The sequence below is a fragment of the Shewanella sp. SM29 genome (assembly GCF_025654245.1).
Taxonomy (GTDB): domain Bacteria; phylum Pseudomonadota; class Gammaproteobacteria; order Enterobacterales; family Shewanellaceae; genus Shewanella; species Shewanella oncorhynchi.
Genome location: NZ_JAKKRN010000005.1, coordinates 1 through 18,558, shown reverse-complemented (window position 1 = coordinate 18,558; position 18,558 = coordinate 1). Strand labels below are relative to the sequence as shown.

General features: G+C 43.7%; 20 protein-coding genes. 12 read left to right on the top strand and 8 right to left on the bottom strand.

Annotated elements, in window-relative coordinates; genetic code table 11:
• Positions 1 to 80 precede the first annotated feature (80 nt).
• A complete protein-coding gene (locus L5L77_RS04745) occupies positions 81 to 1,826 on the top strand; it encodes a bifunctional metallophosphatase/5'-nucleotidase (RefSeq protein ID WP_263222179.1) in 1,746 nt (581 codons plus the stop codon).
• A gap of 84 nt (positions 1,827 to 1,910) precedes the next feature.
• Here the strand turns inward: L5L77_RS04745 and L5L77_RS04740 are convergent, their stop codons facing one another.
• Complete coding sequence (locus L5L77_RS04740; RefSeq protein ID WP_113939435.1) at positions 1,911 to 2,804, bottom strand: LysR substrate-binding domain-containing protein; 894 nt, start codon at positions 2,802 to 2,804, stop codon at positions 1,911 to 1,913.
• A gap of 183 nt (positions 2,805 to 2,987) precedes the next feature.
• Between L5L77_RS04740 and L5L77_RS04735 the strand changes: the two genes are divergently transcribed.
• Both L5L77_RS04735 and L5L77_RS04730 read left to right on the top strand, forming a co-directional pair.
• Positions 2,988 to 3,431: a DoxX family protein gene (locus L5L77_RS04735; protein ID WP_028761260.1), complete on the top strand. Its 444-nt coding sequence runs from the start codon at positions 2,988 to 2,990 to the stop codon at positions 3,429 to 3,431.
• 13 nt (positions 3,432 to 3,444) lie between these two features.
• Positions 3,445 to 4,155: a pirin family protein gene (locus L5L77_RS04730; protein WP_263201364.1), complete on the top strand. Its 711-nt coding sequence runs from the start codon at positions 3,445 to 3,447 to the stop codon at positions 4,153 to 4,155.
• 234 nt (positions 4,156 to 4,389) lie between these two features.
• On the opposite strand, the gene L5L77_RS04725 is transcribed toward L5L77_RS04730, so the two are convergent.
• The 5 genes from L5L77_RS04725 to L5L77_RS04705 form a co-directional block, all read right to left on the bottom strand.
• Positions 4,390 to 4,914 (bottom strand): GNAT family N-acetyltransferase, encoded by a 525-nt coding sequence (locus L5L77_RS04725; RefSeq protein ID WP_263222178.1) that lies wholly within the window; start codon positions 4,912 to 4,914, stop codon positions 4,390 to 4,392.
• Between the two features lie 166 nt (positions 4,915 to 5,080).
• Complete coding sequence (locus L5L77_RS04720; RefSeq protein WP_219250966.1) at positions 5,081 to 5,602, bottom strand: GNAT family N-acetyltransferase; 522 nt, start codon at positions 5,600 to 5,602, stop codon at positions 5,081 to 5,083.
• 186 nt (positions 5,603 to 5,788) lie between these two features.
• A complete protein-coding gene (locus tag L5L77_RS04715) occupies positions 5,789 to 6,091 on the bottom strand; it encodes a hypothetical protein (protein WP_006082493.1) in 303 nt (100 codons plus the stop codon).
• Positions 6,092 to 6,217: 126 nt separating this feature from the next.
• Positions 6,218 to 6,427 carry a DUF3820 family protein gene (locus L5L77_RS04710; RefSeq protein WP_006082494.1) on the bottom strand — a complete coding sequence of 70 codons (210 nt, stop codon included), beginning with the start codon at positions 6,425 to 6,427 and terminating at the stop codon, positions 6,218 to 6,220.
• 151 nt (positions 6,428 to 6,578) lie between these two features.
• A complete protein-coding gene (locus L5L77_RS04705; RefSeq protein ID WP_105251887.1) occupies positions 6,579 to 7,049 on the bottom strand; it encodes a GNAT family N-acetyltransferase in 471 nt (156 codons plus the stop codon).
• Between the two features lie 526 nt (positions 7,050 to 7,575).
• On the opposite strand from L5L77_RS04705, the gene L5L77_RS04700 reads away from it, so the two are divergent.
• The 6 genes from L5L77_RS04700 to L5L77_RS04675 all read left to right on the top strand — a co-directional run bounded on the left by L5L77_RS04700 (position 7,576) and on the right by L5L77_RS04675 (position 13,693).
• Positions 7,576 to 8,382, top strand: a complete 807-nt coding sequence (locus tag L5L77_RS04700; protein WP_263177101.1) for a division plane positioning ATPase MipZ — start codon at positions 7,576 to 7,578, stop codon at positions 8,380 to 8,382.
• The gene (locus L5L77_RS04695; protein ID WP_131523666.1) at positions 8,342 to 8,806 is read left to right on the top strand and encodes a CopG family transcriptional regulator; all 465 of its coding nucleotides are present in this window, start codon (positions 8,342 to 8,344) and stop codon (positions 8,804 to 8,806) included. Before L5L77_RS04700 ends, L5L77_RS04695 begins: the two co-directional genes overlap by 41 nt.
• A gap of 250 nt (positions 8,807 to 9,056) precedes the next feature.
• Positions 9,057 to 10,460 (top strand): ABC transporter substrate-binding protein, encoded by a 1,404-nt coding sequence (locus tag L5L77_RS04690; RefSeq protein WP_263222266.1) that lies wholly within the window; start codon positions 9,057 to 9,059, stop codon positions 10,458 to 10,460.
• On the top strand, positions 10,447 to 12,186 hold the full coding sequence (locus L5L77_RS04685; RefSeq protein ID WP_263191127.1) for a GGDEF domain-containing protein: 1,740 nt from the start codon (positions 10,447 to 10,449) through the stop codon (positions 12,184 to 12,186). The genes L5L77_RS04690 and L5L77_RS04685 overlap by 14 nt, the downstream gene beginning before the upstream one ends.
• Positions 12,187 to 12,295: 109 nt before the next feature.
• A complete protein-coding gene (locus tag L5L77_RS04680; RefSeq protein ID WP_263177622.1) occupies positions 12,296 to 13,120 on the top strand; it encodes a zinc-dependent peptidase in 825 nt (274 codons plus the stop codon).
• A gap of 24 nt (positions 13,121 to 13,144) precedes the next feature.
• Positions 13,145 to 13,693 carry a nuclear transport factor 2 family protein gene (locus L5L77_RS04675; protein ID WP_263184917.1) on the top strand — a complete coding sequence of 183 codons (549 nt, stop codon included), beginning with the start codon at positions 13,145 to 13,147 and terminating at the stop codon, positions 13,691 to 13,693.
• 97 nt (positions 13,694 to 13,790) lie between these two features.
• On the opposite strand, the gene L5L77_RS04670 is transcribed toward L5L77_RS04675, so the two are convergent.
• The gene (locus tag L5L77_RS04670) at positions 13,791 to 15,266 is read right to left on the bottom strand and encodes an HDOD domain-containing protein (protein WP_263191130.1); all 1,476 of its coding nucleotides are present in this window, start codon (positions 15,264 to 15,266) and stop codon (positions 13,791 to 13,793) included.
• Between the two features lie 194 nt (positions 15,267 to 15,460).
• Positions 15,461 to 16,474: a low-specificity L-threonine aldolase gene (ltaE, locus tag L5L77_RS04665; RefSeq protein WP_263196111.1), complete on the bottom strand. Its 1,014-nt coding sequence runs from the start codon at positions 16,472 to 16,474 to the stop codon at positions 15,461 to 15,463.
• 343 nt (positions 16,475 to 16,817) lie between these two features.
• Here ltaE and L5L77_RS04660 point away from each other — a divergent pair, with 343 nt between their 5' ends.
• From L5L77_RS04660 to L5L77_RS04650, 3 genes are all read left to right on the top strand, one after another.
• A complete protein-coding gene (locus L5L77_RS04660) occupies positions 16,818 to 17,408 on the top strand; it encodes an OmpA family protein (RefSeq protein WP_105251879.1) in 591 nt (196 codons plus the stop codon).
• A gap of 32 nt (positions 17,409 to 17,440) precedes the next feature.
• Positions 17,441 to 18,268: a mechanosensitive ion channel family protein gene (locus tag L5L77_RS04655; protein WP_028761273.1), complete on the top strand. Its 828-nt coding sequence runs from the start codon at positions 17,441 to 17,443 to the stop codon at positions 18,266 to 18,268.
• A gap of 99 nt (positions 18,269 to 18,367) precedes the next feature.
• A partial coding sequence (locus L5L77_RS04650) for a transposase domain-containing protein (RefSeq protein ID WP_263222175.1) occupies positions 18,368 to 18,558 on the top strand: 191 nt, incomplete at its 3' end.

Below are 18,558 nucleotides of genomic sequence, written 5' to 3'. Positions count from 1 at the left end.
GCGGATGACTCAGAACCCTCTGAAACTCGCATTTTCAGGTTGCTTGGGTATATACTCACCCGCCGTAATAGAGGTAAGTTATGACACAGAGCTACACACTCTCACTCGCGCACATTAATGACACCCATTCGAATTTTGAACCCTGCCGCGTCCAATTTAGCCTTAACATAGGCCAACATAAGCTAGATGTGACCAGCCATAGCGGTGGTTATGCCCGCATCGGCCATCACATCACAAAAGCGCGTCACACCGCTGCACAAACCAATACGCCTTTTATTTTCCTGCATGGTGGTGACAGCTTCCAGGGCACGCTGTATTTCAGCCATTTTAAAGGTAAGGCCAACGCCCACTTACTCAATCTGTTGGCACCTGATGCTATGGTCATTGGCAACCACGATATCGATGAAGGTAACGCCAGACTTGCCGAGTTTGCCAAGCAAATTGATTTCCCATTGCTTGCGGGCAATATGGATTTAAGCCAAGAGGATCTAAACAAACCCGGTTGTCTGCGGGGTTTGCCTAATATCTTGGATTATGATCATGAGCAAAAACACGCGAAATACCTTCTTAAGCCCTTCCACGATAAGACATTAGCCATTGTCGGTATTACCTTAGATCAGATGAAAGAGATCGCTCGTCCCGATCCCGACACCCATTTTGTCGATGCTATCGCCACTACCGCGCGCACGGTTGAGCACCCTAAAAATCAAGGTATTAAGCATATTATCGTGCTCAGCCACTTAGGCTTAGATCAGGATAAACGCCTCGCGGCCGAAGTCGATGGTATTAGCCTTATCGTCGGCGGTCACACGCATACGCTACAGGGGGATTTTCGCGCCTTAGGTTTGAGCAACCTGCCCTACGGTGAAGTCATCAATAACACGCCCATAGTGCATGCGGGTAAGTATGCCGAAGTCGTCGGCTTAGCCGAGATAACGTTTGACGCTGATGGGAAAGTGCTGAATTTAAAGGGCGGCAACTACTTCATGCTAGATCAACACTTTATCTTAAGTGCTAACACGGCCGTCGATAACCAAGATTACCAAGCTGTGCGCCAGCAGCTTAATCAGCATCCAAATATCTTTTGGGATGATGCCGATGCCGATATCGATGGCGTGATCCGAGATATCTATAAACCCGCTATCGCAGAGATGGAAAACAAAGTCTTAGCACTGGTGCCAAAAAACTTAGTCCATACCCGCTTACCCTCTAAAGCCCTACCCCACGGCAGTGAAATAGCACCTTGGGTGAGTCGCAGCATGTTCCAAGAAGCCAAACTGGTCGACCCTAGGGTGAACTTTGCCCTGCATAATGCCGGCGGTGTGCGCCAATCGGTGGCCCAAGGACAATTGACACTAGCCGATGTGATGGGGCAATTACTCCCCTTCGAATTACCATTAGTTAAGTATGAAATTCAAGGTCAGTTTCTCTATCAAGCGCTCGAATCGGCGATTAACGCGGCAACCAACAACAGTGTCCGTGGTACAGGTGCGGGTAGTTTCCCCTACACTTACGGCCTACGGTATTACTACGATGGGCGACGCCCACTGGGTGAACGTTTATTCAGACTAGAGATGATGCAGCAAGACAGTCAATCTCTTTGGTATCCGGTTGAGCCTGAGTCACTTTACGTAGGAGTTTCAACATCTTATACCGCCGCTGGTAAAGAAGGTTATTCTCCATTGCTGCAAGCCCGCTGGCAGGAGTCGATGGAGTCACTGACTTTGCCACAGGCCTTTATTCGATTCTTGAATCGCTCACCGAATTTGTCTGATTTATTGTCACAGCATGTGCATTACACCAGCCACAGCCAACGTATAGGTTAGGCGCTATGATCCTCATGGCGTAAGCATTAATGCTGTGAGGAACAAAGTGAGTGGTTGCTTACAAAGCGCTAAACAAACTTGAGCTTAAAATTGCCAATCACATTGCGGTAAACGCGCAGTAAACCAATCCTGCGCCTTGCCTTCAGCATATTTACGCCATGCCATAAACACAGCTTGCGTTGGGCGCGGCATTTCCACATGACAAGCCACTAGGCTTCCCGCCGCCAACGCATCTAAGATCAAGTGCTTTGGAATGTAACCCACACCTAATCCCAATTGCTGTGCCTTAATTTTGGTCTGCATATTCGGCACTCGGATCACTTGGCGACTATCAAATAAACCACTTGATCGCTGTGCTAGGGCGGTCGAACTGTCTGCCACCACAATAGAAGGAAATTGCAACAATGCCTCGGTCGGAATTGGGCCAGCATGTTGCGCCAATGGATGCGAAGGATTTAAAGCAAATACAAACTCCAACTCCCCAATTTCAACCACATGATATTGGCCTTTGGGCAACTCCCCTGTTACGCCGATGGCGATATCGGCACGGCCAGAATAGAGCGCATCCCAGCCGCCACCTAAGGACTCTTCGCTGATATTCACAGTCACTTGCTTACCCAGCTCAGTAAACTCACCAATCAACTGCAGCAGAGGTAAATCCGGCACCACTGTATCTATAGCTAAGGTCAATGAAGACTCCCAGCCTGTCTCGAGTTGACGCACCGCCTCTTCGAGCCTTGATGTTGCCGCAAGGATTTCTCGGCCTTGGCGCAGTACAAGTTGACCGACTAAGGTCAGCTCGGCGCGCTGGCCCTTACGTTCAAATAATTTTGTGCCTAAATCGCTTTCCAGTTTCTGCACTGTGTAGGTCAGTGCCGATGGCACCCGAAACAAGGACTCGGCAGCAGCGGAAAAACTGCCTTTTTTATCAATAGCATCGAGCACGATTAATCCATCAAGACTAATAGATGGCAACATATAAACCTCATATTCAAATTATTTGAAATGAACATTGAAAATGTTCCGATTTTCTTTGCCAAAGGTCAAGTCTACACTGCTTAGCAATGGAGAAGTTCTTCGGAACTGTAGCCAAACTGACTTAAGACTGAGTGAACAATACCCTTAACTATTCGTTAAATAATTTGAAATGAGGAATATCCCATGAAAGCACTGATCACAAAAACACTGAAATCAGCCCCGAGTTTTGCCCCACTGGCACTGCGCATTCCTATCGGGATCATCTTAATCGCCCATGGTTCACAAAAACTGTTTGGCTGGTTTGGTGGTTACGGCTTAGAAGGCACTGGACAATGGATGGCATCCATTGGTTTGACGCCAGGTTACTTAATGGCATTGATGGCAGGTTCAAGTGAATTCTTCGGCGGCCTGTTCCTGTTGCTCGGTCTGCTGACTCGCCCAACGGCCCTCGTCTTGTCATTCACTATGGTTGTGGCGATTTTCTCGGTACATATAGGCAACGGTCTGTTCCTTGCCAATAACGGTTACGAATTTGGTCTCGCCCTATTAGCAGCCACAGTCTCATTGACGGTATCAGGTGCTGGCAAATTCGCTGTAGATAACCTATTCGCTAACCGCATCAAATAAAGGGGGTAGCAAGATGATCACATTAAGAAAAGCACAGGATCGCGGTCAAGCTGACTTAGGCTGGCTAAAGAGTCAACATACCTTCTCTTTCTCTAGCTACTATGACCCAGAGCACATGGGGATATCATCCCTAAGAGTCATCAACGATGACAGAGTGGCACCCGGCGCAGGTTTTGATACCCATGGTCATAAAGACATGGAGATCATCAGTTACGTGATATCCGGCACTATCGCTCACAAGGATAGCTTCGGCAATATCAAAACCTTACCCGCAGGAGAGTTTCAATTGATGTCCGCAGGTAAAGGCATTTACCACAGCGAGTTTAATGCCTCTAAAACTGAGCCGCTGCACTTTTTACAGATTTGGATCCGCCCAGATACTTTAGGCATAGATGCGGGTTATCAGCAAAAGGCATTCGAGCAAAGCTCACCACTGACAGCCGTGGTGACGCCAAACGGTGAAAATGGCACGCTCAAAGTGCAACAAGATGCAACCCTATATCGTTTAGTGTTGAGTGAAGGTGAAAAAGTAACGATGAGTAGAAACGCCGCTCAAGCAAATCGTCATCTGTATGTTCAATTGATTGAAGGTACGTTGGATATCAATGGCACAACACTCACGGCTGGGGACGGCGCACATCTGACACAACTCGCGAGTGTCGACTTTACTGCAACAAGCGGCCCAGTTACCGCATTAGTGTTCGATTTATCGCCTAATGCGTAATACAAGTGATTTAACAAAGCGATTCAGTAATTCAGCTTCACTATTTATTAGTTATTGGTTATTAGCAAGCAAACGATTGAGTAAGTGATTACATGCCAGCTTAATAAGCACTCACCGAGAAGCACTGCCACAAGTCATCTTTGGCAGTGTTTTTTATTGGCGCTTCTATGGCGATGTTATAAAGCCGTGCTAACGGCTTCGTTTAGCTACCAGAACAGCCCTTGATAAGCTGAGTTAGAGGGTGAGCGTCATGCTGAAGTTAACCAACACTTGAGCTTGACCCTGTGCTTTATCCGCCGCATTCAAAAAACGCTTATGTTCATTACGACGAATACTGCGAAATCCCTGTTTCTCAAAAAAAGGACGCGCGAGATAGGACGCTTCAACCGTTAATCGTTTCAGCGCTAAGATTTTAACTTCCTCAAACAACGCAAAATACAAAGAGGTAGCCACCCCAGAACGGGCATATTCTGGATGAACAAACAAACATTCCACTTCAGCAGCGGCTTCAACATCGCTGTCGGCGCCTATCTTAAGATTGATAAAACCCACCAGCATATTATCGGTTTCGGCAACCCAAATAGTGGTTCCCTGTAAGCGTTCAAGCCAATAACTCTCGCTGCGGGTCTCACCTTCAATATAAGCCCATGCAGAGCGCTCGGCGAAGGAGTAAAACTCACCAGAGCCTTGCATTACACTCGCCTCAAAGATTGCCGCCAACTGCGAGACATCCGATGGCGTAAATAGTCGAATCTTCATTCTCTGCCCTCCATCTTGAATCATTAATTGACTTAGATTAACCGAATTCTAATTTAAGCTAAACAGTGCTTATTTAGTTAAATAGTGTCACTAAACGGCGTTAAGCTAATGTTTTACTGTGGAATACCTTACATCACTTTCTAGCTGAAACCATAGTAAACGCGCGTTAAATATTCTTTCCTATATTCTTTTCCATGTAGAAACCGGGGATCACTTGCCCAAGTTTTTGCTGATAACTGCGCTGTATTTGAATAAATCCCATCCGAGTAAACAACCCTTTAGAGAGATAAGATGCGTCCAAGCTCAAGCGCACATAGCCTTGTGCCTTAGCCCAAGCTTCTAAAACAAGATAAGCGCGCTCACCTAATCCCTGCCCTTGATAATCTGGATGTATATATAAGCTATCTAAGTAACCTTGACGGGGGAAATGGGTTTCGACATTGATAAAACCGCAACAAACTGAAGAAGCAGTCGCTTCATCTATGGCTAAAACCACCCACGCCTTCGAGCGACGTAACCGTAAATCCCAATGTTTAGCCGATCTTGGCGCCGCAGACCAAGCCATAAGCTGCGCCTGCGCATAACGAACATGGGTAATGCTGTGCACGCAAAGGTGAAATAACTCACTCACTTCCCGTGCATAACATGATTGATAAGGCTGGATCTCGAACTGTTCAAACGCCATCACTTGAGTGATCCCCTGCTGAGTAATAACGGCTAGAAAAATAGCCGCTATTTTGCCGCCTTTGTCCCCATCGAGATAGTCACAAACTCAGATTTAGCGGCATTGAACGCTAAAAACAAAAACGGCCTCGAAAGTATCGAAGCCGTTGAATTACAGAGGCGCTCAGGTTAGCGCACTCGATACTGCTGACTATTTCTTATCGATTTGGCCAACAAATAACAGTTTATCAAAGGTGCGGTTCAAGGTTTTGCTGGTGAATTCGTTCATCCACATTTGCTCAACCACAGCCACTTTATCGCCTTTGCTCACTTCAGTTTGAGGACCCGCGGCCCAAAAAGTGGTATCAGCTTCTTTAATCTGTACGTAGGTGTAACCACCACCGTTCATCGTATCAACAACAGTACCTTCGTGGGTGACACCCTGAGCCCAAGCACTTGACATGCCTAACGCTAAAGTCGCTACTGCCGCTAATTTTACCCATTTTGCCATCATGCCTGCGTTCCTTTTGTTTTGCTAATATGCTGCATTAAAGCACGCTAAAAACAATAAATCGCTAATCTCTATCACGAAATACAACACTTATCGCAAAAGCAGTATTTTTCTTATAAAGAAGGGAACTCATTTCAACAGCGGTTTTAGCATGCCTTCTAAGCCATTAAGTTTGATTTCGTACATTAGCGCTAATTGCTCACCAAGTTTCCCTTGAGGAAAACCTTGCTTATGGAACCACACCAGATAAGGTTCGGGTAATTCGAGCAACTTACGTCCAGCGTACTTACCAAAGGGCATTTTTTGATTAACAGCATCAATAAGGAGTTGCTGATCCATAGGTTGTTATCTCATACAGAACGTCACGATAATCCTACGGATGCTACAACATAAGCGAACGAATGTCGCCGTTAACTACGCAAAAGTAACTATATACCCAAGGGCAAAAATACGCGCTAGCTAACACCTAAAAGGCATTCTCACACGAATATTAAGCGATAATTTTTAACAGATTAGGCCCTAAGTTAGCGCAGGGAGCATACTGAAAACCATATTCACTACATAAGCGCTCATGCTCACCATGGGCGGTCATACTGACACAAGTTCCCGCACTCGCATGGTCATCAACAAAGGCCATCACCCGCTCAAGTATTATCTTTGCTAGCCCGTAGGATTGGTATTCGGGTAAGACAATAAAATCTTCAATCATCAAATGCCCGGGCTTGTTGCCATAAACACACGCCGTTGCCAATAGATTAGACTTAGCGGCCCCAGCGCCTGCATGTTCCAATTCAGTCTTGTCACTTAATCGAATAGAGACCCAGAACAATGCCTGTACATCCGCAAGTTCAACGCCAATAGAAGGGAGGCCAACTGTGGCCCGCAGATTAAGTAGTTCATGAAATAACGGTGCAGTTTCAACGAGTTCAAACTTAATAGGCATAATAGTTTTGATATCCATTTGGCATCCCTTCTCCATGGTTGAAATTTCAAGCGATTTAGACGTCAGTCTATAGAGATGATAAAGCCAGCATTTGGCAGTTTGATGACAAGTGCCTCACCAAACAAGACCACTTTCGACTGAGAAGCTGATAATTTACTCAGATCAGTTAATAACATTTAGAAATATAAAATTAACACTTGTACCAAGGAAGAAATAAAAAACTACACCCTAAGTCCTATGCACAGTTACCGATCACCACAAACAACCCTTTTAGCTGACGGATAACAGATAAAACAATTTAAAACCAATAAGATAAAAAAACATTTTTATAAATCCCTCGTCTCATCTTTTTTGTCAAATTAACGACATATGACCAGATACTGACAGAAAAACGCCTACGACAATTTAATTAAAAAACGTCAAAAATCAGCCAATTGACCGAGATTAACATTAGGTTTACATTCGATTTCGGACATCAATGCGGATAGCTCCAAACACATCAACTCGCTGCACAAGGGTCATCAAAAGAATTAAGGAATACGTCATGATAGTCTTAATCGGTGGAGAAAAAGGCGGCAGCGGTAAAAGTTGCTTGGCCCAAAATATAGCGGTATTTCTAACCACAGAATGTAGCGCCTCGGTCATTATGGTGGACTGCGATCCCCAGCGCACCACCTCTGATTGGATCCATGCAAGAAACAACAATCCGCAACTTGCCAGCATCAATTGCGTGCAGCTTTACGGTAAGATCCGTAATGACTTACTCAGTCTTGAGCAACACTATGATGTAGTCATAGTCGACTGCGGTGGGCAAGATAACCTAGCACTACGAGCAACCATGTCAGTCGCCTCTTACATTTTAATGCCCTTAAGACCTAAGCGCCGCGATTTAAAAACCGTATGTCACATGGACGATATCGTCGCGACGTGTAAGATGATTAATCCCAAGTTACAGGCTTCTTTTGTGATCACCCAATGTCCAAGTCTCCCCAATCAAGCTAACCGAATTTTAGAGGCCAAAGAAGTCTGTAAAACCTATGATATCCATGTCCTTGACGCGATAACATATTGCCGCAATGTTTATGATGACAGTGAAGAATCAGGATTATCGGTAATTGAAATCGAGTCCGCAGGAAAAGCAGCCGAAGAAATTCGCACTATCGCCTGCGAACTATTCCAAGTCGATTGTGCTGCCAGCTTAGCCAATCTCCTACATCCCGCGATACACGCTCAGGGAGTGAGTCAAATGCATCATCATTTGACCCATCAAACTCAATCCACTCACACGACTACTCAACGAAGGGGGCAAAATGGGACTCAGCGATCTCAAGAAAAACGCTATGTCATCTAGCAGCTTACAGCACTCGCTTTCGTTAGATGAGTTTATTGAGGCGGCAAACTTGTACGCAATGGGACAAAGTCTGAATAAGATAAAAAGCAATCTAGATCATAAAGCAGATGCAATTGTCACAAAAAACACAGGCTCACAGGCAAATCACATCACAACTGACATGGCCCAGAGCCATTCCAATGTGTTGAGCTTGCACAAACAAAGCCTAGAAACAAACGTATTATTCCCGACAAAAGTAGAAACTAAAACACACTATCGCAAAGCAACATTTTCCCTCAGTGAAGCGGCTATAACCCATCTTGCTACACTGGCAGAAGAAAGCAGTATACCCAAATCAAAGCTGCTCCGACTCTTGATTGAGCAACACTTCGACCTACCTATTGCCTTGAGGCAATTACGAGAACAACAACGCCAAAACCGTTAACGATTCGCACTACTCCCACCCTTTTCCGGTAACTTAGCTAAGATCGAGTTACCGGCTTTTTACTCAAAAAGTAAAAAACACAATAAAAAACATCATAAAAATCGCGGCATAAGTTCTGATCCCACCTATCCTTAAATATACATAATGCTGAATTAATGATATTAACTCAGAGTCAATACGTAACATTAAGGTGTTATTTTTGTTAAACCGGATCAGATTTATTTTTCTTTGTTTAACCGCTGCGATAATGATGCCCTGTTACGCAGAATTTTCATTGGCACAAATCCCGCCGCTAACAAACAAAACACCTATCACTTTGGTCGCTGAAAAAGGATTTTGGACCGACTATTTAACCCAAGAAATGTTGCCTAAATTCACCGCAAAAACCGGCGTAAAAGTGCAAGTGGTCAGTACTGAATTAGAGGATATGTTTAACTTACAGACCCAGAATTTACTTCAAGGTTCAGGCAAATACGATTTACTTACAATGGAAGCGGGCTGGGCTAAAGAATGGGCTGCCAATGGTTATACAGTGCCCTTAATTGAACTCGCTAAACTTTACGATCCCGATGGCGAAAAGGCCATGGAGAAATACCTAGAACCCTATTACCCATCGCTACTTAACATCTTGTCCTATCAAGGTGAAATCCATGCTATTCCCTATAACAATTATGTTATGGGAAATCATTATCGAGCAGATCTCTTTGATAATAAAACTGAAAAAGCTCACTTTCTGCGTCAGTTTGGCTATCCACTCGCACCAGCAAAAACCTTAACAGAGTTACGAGATCAAGCTCAGTTCTTCACTCGTAAAGCAGGCACTATATTGGCGGATAAAATACTGACTCATGACTTTTACGGTCTAGCGCTAATGTCGGGTGATAAACCCCATATTAACGATGAATTCTCTAGCATGATTTGGAGCTTAGGTGGCACTTGGATGCAGCCCGTCTATAACAGCCAGAAACAGATCTCCCATTTTGCAGTGCCCACCATCAACCATGAAGCCATTGAAGCAGCCAAGCAATATCGCGAATTAATGCCCTATGCCGTTCCCGCTAACGAGCAGTTTGCTTTCAATGAAGCAGCTAATGCTATTGCGACAGGTCAAGCGGCAATGTGGCCTTTTGCCTACAATAATCTGTGGTATAAATCATTTAAAGTTGAACAGAACATTCTCGGCGCGCGTCTAGCCGTAAGCCAAGTGCCTGGCGGTTATCCCTACAATGGCGCTTATGCCTTTGCCGTTAGCTACGACAGCAAAAACCCTCAAGCTGCCTATTGGCTGCTCAAATATATGGGCACCTATGAGGCACAACATGCCTATGCTATGGGGGGGGGTAATCCCTGTCGTATGGATGTAGTAACAGCCCCAGAATTTAAAGATGAATCTTTAAGAGGCATAGCAGGCGCATTTGAGGCAAGCCACATAGCCAATATGTTTTGGTCTACTAAGGTCTTATCCTTTGGGCATTTCACCAGTACTGCCATGGGACAAATTTACCCTGAACTCAGCCACGCCTGTTTTAGCGCAAGCCGCAGACCCGCTAACAGTGAAGATATTTTCATTAAATTAAGTGCAGAGATAAAACACCTCCAAAATACCTATGGAGAGGTACCTGCTATTGACAAAGAAAATAATGCCAAGCACTAAACCACTGAAAAGTTTGAAACAAAAAATAACCTCAGCCTTCTATATCATAGTGGGCATGGCGCTATTAAATGGTGTTGTCGCCATACTACTGTCACAGCAACTCAAATCAGAAATTGAACACTTAGTCGGGGTAGATGTGGTAAAAGTCACCACTGCGCTGCAACTGGCAAAAAACAGTGAAAAACTACAAATCATTACTGCACGATTGAATAATTATTATGATGAAAAACAAAGAACTAGCCTGTTAGACGAACTTTCTGCACAATGGGAATTACTCATCAATGACTCACGACTACTGGCCTCAATAGAAACTTCTACTGTCAATAAGCAAGAATTAAATCACGCCTTAGATACTCAACTGTATTACTTACAACAACTGCCATTACTCAACACGTTAACCGATACTGCCTTACAAGCCAATTCACAGGCAGCCAATATTCAAGCCAACTTAACGTCAATGGCGTCGGGATTTAGCGATGAAATGCAAACCCAATTTCAGCGTATTAATACGGACTCTGAACGTCAGCTTAAGCTGAGAAACGTTGACCAGATTGCTTTAAATATCAATACCAATCAGCAGCTATCTTTATTTAGTCATCTAGGAGAACACTTATTTACCCAGTTAACTCAAGTGAATATCATCGACAATCTAGTTGAACTAAACCAAACCCAAAGAGATGCTATGCGACTGCTGTTAAGCATGGAGGCTATGCTTGATAGTATCGGTGGCGATAAAAACTTATATTTTAATTTGTTATCACAAATAAAACAGACCATGGTCGGTGAAGACAACCTCTTTGAACTTTCTCGCAAAGCAATTAGAAGCACTCATATCGCCAATGCGCATTTAGAATACCAAGCTGATGCCGCACAAATCGTTGCGACCTATACGCAGGATCTCGTTAACCAAGTTGAAAATGAAATTCAGCAAACAGGCCGCGGACTTAAAAACGATAGCACCGCATTTATCGTATTAATTTTCTGCAGTGGCATCTTATATTGCTTCTTCATCTGGCTCACTAGTTGGCACTTTATCACTAAGGGAATCATCAAGCCTGTCATGGCGACTCGAGATGCAATGAATGCCATTGCCAATGAAAAACTCGACGCCAGAATGCCTGTCACTGATAACTTAGAGCTCCAGCAAATGGTCAGCTCCTTAGAGACATTAAAAAGCTACGCAGCTCAGGTTAAAGGCATGGCCGAAACCGACGGATTAACTGGCTGCTATAATCGCCGCTATTTAGATTTACAACTCCAAAAAGAATTAGAGTATGCAAGGGACCACAACATGCCCCTAGGTATAATTCTGTTTGATATTGATAATTTTAAACAATTTAACGACAGGTATGGTCATGTCGCAGGCGATCAATGTCTTAAGAAAATCGTTAATGCCACCAAATCGATCTTGAAACAACCCACTTACATGCTTGCCCGCTATGGCGGAGAGGAGTTCATGATAGTACTACCATCGAGCAATCTCGAGGAGGCATATCATTTTGCTGAAGTATTACGCAATAAAATCATCAGTTTAACAATACCACATGAAGACTCCCCCCATGACGGCATACTGACCATCAGCGCTGGTATTACTTGCTGGGAGCGATCACAACCTATGGATACGAATAGCTTAATTAATCAAGCTGATGAGGCTCTCTATCACGCCAAACTAACAGGTCGTAATCGTACAGAGACACGACTAAACCAACCAGTTCGCTATTCCTAACCATAAAATGCGGCGACTGTTCAGTTTCTTTTTTCAGCAGAGGATTGAGTTAAGCTAACTTCACCCCCATTAGCTAATACTAAGTTAATCAGGATTAAGTCAGGGAAGTATGCTCGCTATTGTTATCACGCTTATCCTAGGAATTGGCGCAATTACCTGGCTACTGTCGAGTCGTTGGCGCAGGACCTTACATCGTCGACGAGTCACGATGAAACCTTTTCCAAAAGAATGGCGCAGCATTCTCAAAAAAAGACTGCCTTACTTCCATGCTCTACCCGCAGATCTACAACTGCAACTCAAACGGCATATCCAAATTTTCATCGATGAAAAAGTCTTTATCGGCTGCGATAATTTTGAGATCACGGATGAAGTAAGAGTCACTATCGCGGCCCAAGCCTGTCTACTGCTACTCAATCGTAAAACCGACTTTTACCCCAAACTGAAACAGATTTTGGTCTATCCCGATGCCTTTATCGTCAATAATCAACATAAAGACACTAGCGGTATCGTGTGGGAACAACGCAATGTGCTGGCAGGGGAATCATGGGAATACGGTAAAGTTGTGCTCTCATGGAGAAATACTTTAGACGGCGCCGCCGATCCCCATGATGGTAATAATGTCGTAATCCATGAGTTTGCCCATCAGCTCGATCAAGAAGATGGCCAAGCCAATGGCGCACCCATTCTGCAACATTTTGCCGACTACAGCACTTGGTCTGAAGTGCTAAGTAGGGAATTTACCCAATTACAACACAGTGCAAATTTTGGCACCCCCTCATTATTTAATTATTATGGAGCGACTAATCCCGCTGAGTTTTTTGCCGTCATCACCGAAGTCTTTTTTGAGAAACCAGAGGATTTTTACCAACAACACCCAGACTTGTATAGAGAACTGAGCCGCTTTTATCAACTCGATCCGATAAACTGGCATTAACCCATAAAAGTAGAGGCACGAAAAATGCTCAAAGACACTCATGCATTCTCAGTTAAAGGTTCCAATATTAATCGCGCTACCTTGGGGTTACTGCTCAGCGCGTTAATGCTTGGCGGCCTTAATGTAAGCGTACAGGCACAGGACTCGCCAACGCAAAGCACTCAAACGACTTCGAATCCTGATCAACAAGCGGCGGCTCACGTATTAGATTTACTCAACCAATATTCAAGCGATGCCAATTGGGATAAATACTTTGCCCTGTACCGAAAAGACGGCATTTTTATTGGCACGGATGCGAGTGAGCGTTGGGGAATGGCGGAATTTGAACGTTACTCCCGCCCCACAAAAGGTTGGCGCTATGATTTAACTGAGCGTCATTTAATCCAACACGGCAATGTCATATTGTTTGACGAATTATTAAATAGTCCAGCCTATGGCGTCAGTCGAGGAACCGGCACTTTAATCAAAACCAATGGCAACTGGGAAATAGCGCAATACCATTTAAGCTTTCCCATTCCTAATGAGGTAGCCAAGCAAATAACTGCCGAGATTAAAGCCGTAAACAAACAATAGCGCAGCACTCCCCAAAATACGGTTTGAAAGAGTGCAATTTCGAAAGAATACAGCTTGAAATTAAATTATTAAAAAAACAATTTATTAAGTTATACCACTATCTCAGAGACACAGTAAAACACACATTCGCCAATTGGGAGAAGTGGATGAAACTTTGAAAATCCACGTCTTCAAATGCCCTTTCCGAAGGGCCCCTATCCGCATAATAAAACCCGATCACTTTACTATCGACTAATAATGGCGCCAATAAAAAGCCTTGACGTGACACATGTCGCGCTTGTAATTCTTTGCACTGCTCTTGCCATTTCTTAGAGCTAGGATCATCTACCCAAAGCGGTAACTTATGCTCCATCGCTTGATAAAATAATCCCCGCCTATCGCTCAAATCGATAATAAACTCTTGCTTAATGGCATCTGCATCACGACCTAATATCACTCTAGGTTGAAGTTGTTTACGGCTTGGCGACAATAACAACACGCCGCACCGGTCAACACCAACGCCCTCAAGTATACCTTCGAGAACCGTTTGCATGATTTGGTTAAAATCGGCTTTATTAATGGCGAAGCCTGTTAGTTCTCGTAGCTTAGCTAACTGAATATTCAAATTAACTTGATAAACAGGCATATCTAATGGAATGGGAAGTGGAACAGGTTTAGCTGTGACCATACGCTTAGGATCTGGTAGATAGTCTAGCAACACCTTAGCACCATATACTTCAGCTAACTTATGGGTCGCATTCGCGCAGCGTTGCATCCGCACCATAAACTCATTTTCTTCTAGTCCAGTAAAACTCGCCGCTTGCGTGATACGTTTCCCTAATTCCTGCTTATCAAGATTAGGCTGAGATAAAATATCGCAGAGCTTATCCGCAATAAAAATAGACCGAATTTCAGGTCTTTGGTCTTCAGGATTATTAACTGCATGGACCAACAGTTCTCCCAATCCCCAATTGCGGGCAATACTTTGAGTTAATAGTGAAAAAGAAGTGCCGAGGGCTTCGCGGGTTATACTTCGTTCCTCTGCTGGCGTTACACATTCACGCAGTTTTAGATCTAACTCTTCGGTGAATTCACCACCAATACTCCAAAAAGCACTCTCACCTATGTGATACAGTAAAGAGGCTATAAAAGCTTCCTCCTGCATTTCTTCGTCATAATGGCTCAACATCATCCGTGCAATCATAGCGGCTTGAAATGCTTTAGCCATCAACTTTATTAATCTTTGATATACGTTAGGTGCCAAATTTTTACTCTCTAACAAGCTTGAGAGTAACTTGGCTGTGATACAGATATTTCGCACCGCATCGAAACCAAGCACTATAGCCGCTCGGCTGACAGTAGAGATTTGGCTACTACCTTTATGGTAAATAGCGCTATTAGCAACTCGAAGAATACGAGAGGTTAAGGCGTTATCGTGCATCACGCTACGCCCGAGTAATGCGAGAGAGGAAACGTCATCCTTGGCGAGCTTTTCTAGCGATTTAACAGTCGAACACAGTGCTGGCATTTCCAATTCACTGATCCGATTTGTCCAATAATCGACCCCTTTATTAGTATTGTTATTAGGCTTCAACCTAAAGTTACCTTAGCGATATAATCTTGTTGTTTTTAGTATAGATAAACGCAAACATTTCGCCTGTTGTCTAAAGCTTGTTTTAGCAAATCATTCATTAATTGCTTAATAATTCAACATTAAGCAATATCTGCCTATAAAAATGCCCAAGACAAAGCTCGGGCATTTCAGTAAAACTGAAAATCAATCCACACTTAGGCTTTGAGGTACTGCTTAACAATACGCAACACTTTATCTATGTCCTGACGGCTGACATCTTTATGAGTCACAAGCCGAAGCGTACGCCCTGGGCTTATCAGGATGCCTTCCGCTCGACAGTGTTTAGCCAATAAGTTCGCATCAATATGGGATGCTAATGTAACAAATAGCATATTAGTTTGTACTGCGGCTAAATTGACCTCGAACTCACTGAATTCTGCCAACTGCCGAGCTAAGTACGCCGCATTGTCATGATCTTCACTAAGCCGTTGTACTTGCTCAGTTAAAGCAAGCTTACCCGCAGCGGCAAGTATCCCAGCTTGACGCATACCACCACCAAGCATTTTACGCCAACGAATGGCTTTCTTAATCAAGCGTTCATCACCTAAGAGTAATGAGCCGACTGGCGCACATAATCCTTTGGATAAACAAATCGACACTGAATCAAAGTGCGCCGTGATATCACTTATCGCGATATTCTGCGCCACCGCAGCATTGGCAACTCGCGCACCGTCTAAATGAATTTTTAATCCGCGATTAAAGGCTAATGCCTGCGCATCCGCCAAATAGCTTTGCGGGAGAACCTTACCGCCAATCGTATTCTCTAAACTAAGCAAACGAGTACGAGCAAAATGGATATCATCAGGCTTAATTGCGGCTTCAATGTCAGCTAATGCAATAGTACCATCTAATTGATTCATTAAAGGTTGAGGTTGAATGCTGCCTAGGACAGCAGCGCCGCCGCCCTCGAACTTATAATTGTGAGCCTGCTGACCGCACAGGTACTCATCACCACGATCACAATGGGCCATCAAAGCCAATAAATTTGCTTGAGTACCCGAACAGGTAAATAATGCACTTTCAAAACCAAACATCTCCGCAGCCATATCCTGCAAACTATTTACCGTAGGGTCATCACCGTAAACATCATCACCCACTTCGGCTCTGGACATGGCTAACCGCATGGCTGCTGTTGGCTGGGTAACAGTATCACTGCGTAAATCTATCATCTTGTCCTCAACTTAAAGTTTGGTTGGCGCATAATGGGCTCAAGACTCTAGCGCTAAAGGCTTATTTTGTATAGTTTATCGTCATACTTGTCGACAAATTTACCGATGTAGAACCTCGCATATGCTTCAAGCAAGTATCGACATACTGACATCTACTAATAAAAACATAAATATACTCAAGATCTTGCCGATATCTATCTGTCGATGTATGGACGCTTGTACGCGTTTAGCTTGGCGAAAAGAGTCTTACTCGTTAGAATGCCACACTAAGATGGCCATACTACAACAATGCGATCGCTTTAGTAATTTTGACTAATACTTATCGTTCAATAGGTGATTTGTAGTGAAAAACTCCCAATCTCGATGGATTCAGCTAGCGCTTTTGCTATTAAGTTTAAGCCTAACATCACAGGTATTTGCTTGGTCTGACACTGACCGAGATGGAGTGCCAGATATCAAAGATGCCTGTCCTAACACAGAGCCAAATACACCTGTTATGGCTAATGGTTGTGTGGAAGAAATCGCTGTGGAAATGACTGCATCACCAGTTTGCGATATGAGTCATTCAAATGCTGAGTTAAACACAGATTGTCATAATATTTCTGCAGCTATGGTGTATTTTGAATTTGCTATTGCCGAGGTTGACTTTTCTCAATGGAAAACTTTAGCCTTAGTAAAAGCATTCTTAGAAACAAATGATGCTGAATTAACCTTAGTAGGCCACACAGATATCGTTGGTACACCAGAGTTTAATTATCAACTATCACTTCAACGGGCTCAAAATGTAAAACGTATTTTGGTTGAAGATTATGGCTTTAATCCAAATCGCTTTACCGTAATGGGTAAAGGTATATCTGAACCTGTAGCGGACAACCGTTCTAGCGAAGGGCGCAGTTTAAATCGACGAGTAGAATTTATCGTCAATAATAAATAGTTTTTGTTAGCGTATATTTAGGGAGTTATTCAATGGAAAACCTCGAAGGTTTATTAAAGCAAGCACCAGATCTGATTGTGACTTATGGCTTAAAAACATTATTCGCCATTATCATCTTCTTTGTTGGTAAATACTTTGCGGGCGTAGCACAGAAGCTTGTTCGTAAATTACTTAACAGCCGTAAAGTTGATCCGACAGTCGTTTCATTTGTCGCAAACCTCGCTTGGGCAGTGGTATTTGTTTTCGCGGTTATTGCCACGTTAGGCCAAATTGGTGTACAAACCGCATCACTGGTAGCCGTTATCGGTGCTGCAGGTTTAGCAATAGGCTTAGCGCTACAAGGTTCTCTGTCTAATTTTGCATCGGGTGTGTTAATGGTGTTATTCCGCCCTTGCCGCGTAGGTGACTATATTGAAGCTGCAGGTATCGCCGGCACTGTTGATGAAATAACCATATTCTCAACCAAGCTTCGCACTCCTGATAATAAAGTTATCGTAGCGCCAAACTCATCTATCATGAATGGCACTATCACTAACTACTCAGCGATGGATAGTCGTCGTATCGATTTAGTGATTGGCGTATCTTATTCCGCCGATATCGCACTCACTAAAAAAGTATTGACCGATATTTTAGATAACAACCAGTATGTGTTAAAAGATCCAGCATATACAGTTGGACTTTCTGAATTGGCTAGCTCTTCAATCAATTTCGTGGTTCGTCCTTGGGTAAAAACATCTGATTATTGGACTGCACGTTTCCAACTGCTTGAGCAAATAAAAAATGCATTAGACGCTGCAGATATCGGTATTCCATTTCCACAAATGGATATTCATGTCAAAGAATTGCCGCTAAGCAAATAACAATTAGTGGATAAAAAAAGGTCGGTAATTACCTAATGCCGATCAGTTAAGACAGATCGCTTGACGATCTCGCTGAAAAGATCAAAATCCGATGACCTCATGTCATCGGATTTTTTTATGCAACTCTCAGAAGCACTCGCCCGTACTCATATTACCCGCCTAACCGAATTCACCTGCTTAGCAGATGTGTTAGAACCTGAGTTAATTCAATCTTGCCTAGACTCTCAGGGCGTTGCGACGTTAAGACGGCGTAAATTGCCGATGGACGCGATGATTTGGGCATTTGGGCC